3 protein-coding genes and 1 pseudogene are annotated in these 4,684 nt (G+C 74.3%); 2 read left to right on the forward strand and 2 right to left on the reverse strand.

The window, feature by feature from the left end; translation table 11 throughout:
- Positions 1-573 (forward strand): hypothetical protein (locus tag AB0K09_RS29910; protein ID WP_366068540.1); only part of this gene is annotated, 573 nt, incomplete at its 5' end.
- 87 nt (positions 574-660) lie between these two features.
- Complete coding sequence (locus AB0K09_RS29915) at positions 661-2,139, forward strand: alpha/beta hydrolase (RefSeq protein ID WP_366068541.1); 1,479 nt, start codon at positions 661-663, stop codon at positions 2,137-2,139.
- Here AB0K09_RS29915 and AB0K09_RS29920 read toward each other — a convergent pair.
- Both AB0K09_RS29920 and AB0K09_RS29925 read right to left on the reverse strand, forming a co-directional pair.
- Complete coding sequence (locus tag AB0K09_RS29920) at positions 2,136-3,710, reverse strand: methylmalonyl-CoA mutase family protein (RefSeq protein ID WP_366068542.1); 1,575 nt, start codon at positions 3,708-3,710, stop codon at positions 2,136-2,138. The two genes, AB0K09_RS29915 and AB0K09_RS29920, sit on opposite strands and share 4 nt — an antisense overlap.
- 277 nt (positions 3,711-3,987) lie before the next feature.
- Positions 3,988-4,684: pseudogene (locus AB0K09_RS29925) on the reverse strand (hypothetical protein); the annotation flags it as partial.

The raw sequence follows: 4,684 nt of genomic DNA on the forward strand, positions 1-4,684 counted from the left end.
GTCTGCACCGGCGAGGAGTTCGGTCTGGAACTGCTGTCCGGCGACCGGACGCTGCGCTGGCCGGTGGCCTCCTTCGGCCCGCTCGACGAGCACTGCAAGCCCAACTGGCGCACCCGCACCATGCCGGCGGCCCTGCCCGCGGCCGCGCACGACCAGTTGGACGCGTTCGTCGAGGACGTCACCGCCCGGCTCGCCCCGCTCGGGCCCTGGCAGATCGACTTCGCCGTCGACGACGGCCGGCTGAGCGTCCTGGAGATCAACGGCCGCTTCGGCGGCATGTCCCACCTCAGCCACGCGGCCACCCGGCTCGACCCCTACGACGCGCTGGTCCGCCTCGTCCTGGACGGCACCCTCCCGCAGGACCCCCCGGCCGTTCGCACGGCCATGCACCTGCCGCTCCGGCTCGGCGTCCGGCTGCCGCCCCTCCCGCCGGGGATGACGCTCACCCGCGAACACCGCACCCCCACCGAGACGGGCCGGCCCGTCCACATCTGCCGCACCCTGGTCGCCGCCGAGGAGCCGGCCCTGCGGGCCTGGCTCGACGCGCTCCCTCCGGACGCCCTCGCCCACTGAAGCGGCCGGAACACGGGGGTTACCCCCACCCTTAGGGGAACCGCCCGCCGGATGGTCAACTTCCCTCGGCCGAAGGAGGCTTGGCCCATGACGCACCGGAAACGCAACACCCTCCTGCTCACCCTCTCCGCCACGGCCGTCGCGGCCACGCTCACCGCCGCGCCCGCCCCCGCGCAGGCGCGGGACGGCCTCGGCTGGAAGCCCTGCGCCCCGTCCTCCGCGACCGAATGCGCCACCCTCTCCGTCCCCCTCGACTACCGCGACCCGCACGGCCGGCAGCTGGACATCGCCGTCGCCCGGCTCAGCAGCGACAACCCGAAGGCGCGCCGCGGCACGCTGCTGCTCATACCCGGCGGCCCGGGCGGCTCGGGGCTGGGCCGCCTGGCGAGCGAGGGCGAGGAGCTGCGCAAGCGCACGGGCGGCGCGTACGACATCGTGAGCCTCGACCCGCGCGGCGTCGGCGCGAGCACCAGGGCGGACTGCGACATCACCGAGGACGACCGCGAGCTCACCCATCTGCTCCCCTGGCCCGCGCCGGACGGGAACATCGGTGAGAACGCCGATCGCGCCCGCCGCATCGCCCGGGCGTGCGCCGACAACGGCGGGGACGTCATGCGCTCGCTGTCCACCGCCAACGAGGTCCGCGACATCGACCGCCTCCGGCAGGCGCTGGGCGAGGAGAAGCTGTCCGCGTGGGGGAGATCGTACGGCGCGTACGTGGCCGCGGTGTACGCGCAGAAGTACCCCTCGCACACCGACCGCTGGCTGCTGGACAGCAGCGGGGACCCGGACCCGCAGCGCGTCGCGCGCGGCTGGTCGGCGAACAAGGCGGCGGGCCTGGACGTCCGCTTCCCGGACTTCGCCCGCTGGGCCACCGACCCGGTGCGCGCCGGCCGCCTGCGGCTCGGCACGTCGACCGAGGAGGTACGGGCGTCGTTCCTGGCGATCGCCGCGCAACTCGACGGGCAGGAAAGGCGGTTCGCGGACGGTCACGCCCTCACCGGCAACCGGCTGCGCCAGGCGCTGCAACAGACCTTGGACGACAACGACATGGACGCCTTCGAGTCGCTGGGCGCGCTGATCGTCGCGGCCCGCGACACCACCGGGCCGATCACCATGGCGGATCCGGTCCCCAGGGTGATCCCCGGGCCGGACGCGACGGCCATGGTGGCCGTGATCTGCAACGACGTCGCTTGGCCGAGCTCGGTCGGCTCCTACGCGCGCGACGTCACGGCGGACCGGGCGCGGCATCCGCTGACGGCCGGCATGCCGGTCAACATCACGCCGTGCGCCTTCTGGAAGGACCGGCCCGCCGAGAAGCCCACCCGCATCACGGCGGACGGGCCGTCCAACGTGCTGATGGTGCAGAACCTGCGCGACCCCTCGACCCCCTACGCGGGGGCGCTGAAGATGCGCGAGGCGCTGGGCGAGCGGGCCCGGCTCGTCTCCGTGAACTCCGGCGGGCACGGCGCGTACCTGGCGAACGGCAACGCGTGCGGCGACCGGGCCGTGACGGACTTCCTCACGACCGGGCGGCGGCCGGAGCGGGACGTCACCTGCGGCTAGGCGCCGGGGACGTAGGACCCCCACACCTCGCGGAGCGCTCCGCAGACCTCGCCGACCGTGGCCCGGGCGCGCAGGGCCTCCTTCATGGGGTAGAGGACGTTGTCCGTGCCCGCCGCCGCGGCCTTCAGGGCGGCCAGGGCGGAATCCACCGCCGTGCCGTCGCGGTCGGCGCGGAGGCGGGCGAGGCGTTCGCGCTGCCGGTTCTCGATCTCGGGGTCGACGCGGAGCGGCTCGTAGGGTTCCTCCTCGGCGAGCTGGAAACGGTTGACGCCGACGACGACGCGTTCGCCGCTGTCCGTCTCCTGGGCGATCCGGTACGCGTTGCGCTCGATCTCGTCCTTCTGGAAGCCCTGTTCGATCGCGGCGACGGCGCCGCCCCGCTCGGCCACCTCGTCCATCAGCTCCAGGGCGGCGAATTCCAGTTCGTCCGTCATCGACTCGATGGCGTAGGAGCCGGCGAAGGGGTCGGCCGTGGCGGTCAGGTCCGTCTCGTGGGCGAGGACCTGCTGGGTGCGCAGCGCCAGCCGGGCGGCCTTCTCGGTGGGCAGGGCGATGGCCTCGTCGAAGGAGTTGGTGTGCAGCGACTGGGTGCCGCCGAGGACGGCGGCCAGCGCCTGCACGGCGACGCGCACGAGGTTCACCTCGGGCTGCTGGGCGGTGAGCTGGACGCCGGCCGTCTGGGTGTGGAAGCGCAGCATCTGCGACTTGGGGTCGTGGGCCCCGAACTCGTCGCGCATCAGCCGGGCCCAGATCCGGCGGGCGGCGCGGAATTTGGCGACCTCCTCCAGCAGGGTCGTGCGCGCGACGAAGAAGAAGGAGATCCGCGGGGCGAAGTCGTCGACGTCCATGCCGGCCGCGACGGCCGTGCGGACGTACTCGATGCCGTCGGCCAGGGTGAAGGCGATCTCCTGCGCGGGCGAGGCGCCCGCCTCGGCCATGTGGTAGCCGGAGACGGAGATGGTGTTCCAGCGGGGGATCTCGGCCTTGCAGTAGGCGAAGATGTCGGCGGTCAGCCGCAGGGAGGGCTTGGGCGGGAAGATGTACGTGCCCCGGGCGATGTACTCCTTGAGGACGTCGTTCTGGATGGTGCCGGTGAGCCGGTCGGCGGGCACCCCCTGTTCCTCGGCGACCAGCTGGTAGAGCAGCAGGAGCAGGGCCGCCGGCGCGTTGATCGTCATCGAGGTGGAGACGTCGCCGAGCGGGATGCCGTCGAAGAGCACCCGCATGTCCTCCAGCGAGTCGATCGCGACGCCCACCTTGCCGACCTCGCCGCTCGCCAGGGGCGCGTCGGAGTCGTGGCCCATCTGGGTCGGCAGGTCGAAGGCGACGGACAGCCCGTGCCCGCCGTGCTCGATGAGCCGGCGGTAGCGGGCGTTGGACTCGGCGGCCGTGCCGAAGCCGGCGTACTGGCGCATGGTCCAGGGGCGGCCGGCGTACATGGTGGGGTGGACACCGCGGGTGAAGGGGAACCGCCCAGGGGCGCCGAGCCGGTCGGCGGGATCCCAGCCGGCGAGTGCCTCCGGCCCGTAGACGGGCTGGACCGGAAGTCCGGATTCGGTCGATCGTGCCATGGGTTCGCGCCTCCCGCTGCCGGGGGTGTACCGGCGAGTGACGAGTCCGAGTGAGAACGCCTCCGCTTCGGACTGTAGCGGCGGGCGGACGGACCTGACCGGGGCACGCGCCGGAAAGGGGAGCGCGCCCGAAAGGGGAGCGCGGGAAGGGGAGCACGGTGAAAGGGGGGCGCGGGCAGGGCCGGGGGAAAAGCCCCGCCCGCGCCAGGGGGCGCGGAGCCGACGGTATGGGGGGAACTTCGGCTCCTGCGCAGCCGATGACCAGTCGGCTCATTCCCTACAGCGTCACGGCCCCCGAAAGTGTCACACCCTGGAGTGCGGACAGGCCCGGGAGCGGTACCTGGGGCATGCTGCGGGTGCCCGGCGTGGAGCCGGAACCGCCGAGGAGGCCGCCCGTGTCGCGGTCGTCGTCCCCGCCCGAGGCGCCACCCGAGCCGCTGCCCGAGCCGCTGCCGGCGTCGCCGAGCAGGCGTTCGCAGTAGGCGCGGACGGCGTTCGCGCTGCCGGCCGTGCGCTCCAGGATGCGCAGCGCGTCGTCGTCGATGCCCTTGCCGCGCCGGGCGGTGCCGGCGGCCAGGTAGTCGCGGCAGACGCGCAGCGCCCAGGCGGACCGGCCGGTGCCGTTCTTGTCGGTGCCCTTGCCGTCACCCTTGCCGGGCGTCTCGCCGGGCGTGGACGTGGCGGAGGGGCCGCCGCCGGGCCGGTCCGGCCTGCCGTCCGGGCTCGCGGACGGGCCCGGTCCGGCCGAGGCGGACGCGCCCGGTCCGTGGCTCGCACGGGGGTCGCCGGGCTTGCCGTGGGAGGCGTCGCGGCCGGGTTCCCGGGTGCCGGGTGCCGGTCCGTCGGCGTTCCCGTCGGCCACCACGCTGGCGGCCGGGGTGGGCTCGGCGCCGGAGCGCCCGAACGGCGCGGGCAGGACGCCCGTGCCGGCGGACGCCCTCGCCGCGTCCGGCGGCATCGCGGTGTCCGAATCG

Source organism: Streptomyces sp. NPDC049577 (assembly GCF_040675635.1).
In the GTDB taxonomy this organism is placed as follows: Bacteria; Actinomycetota; Actinomycetes; order Streptomycetales; family Streptomycetaceae; genus Streptomyces.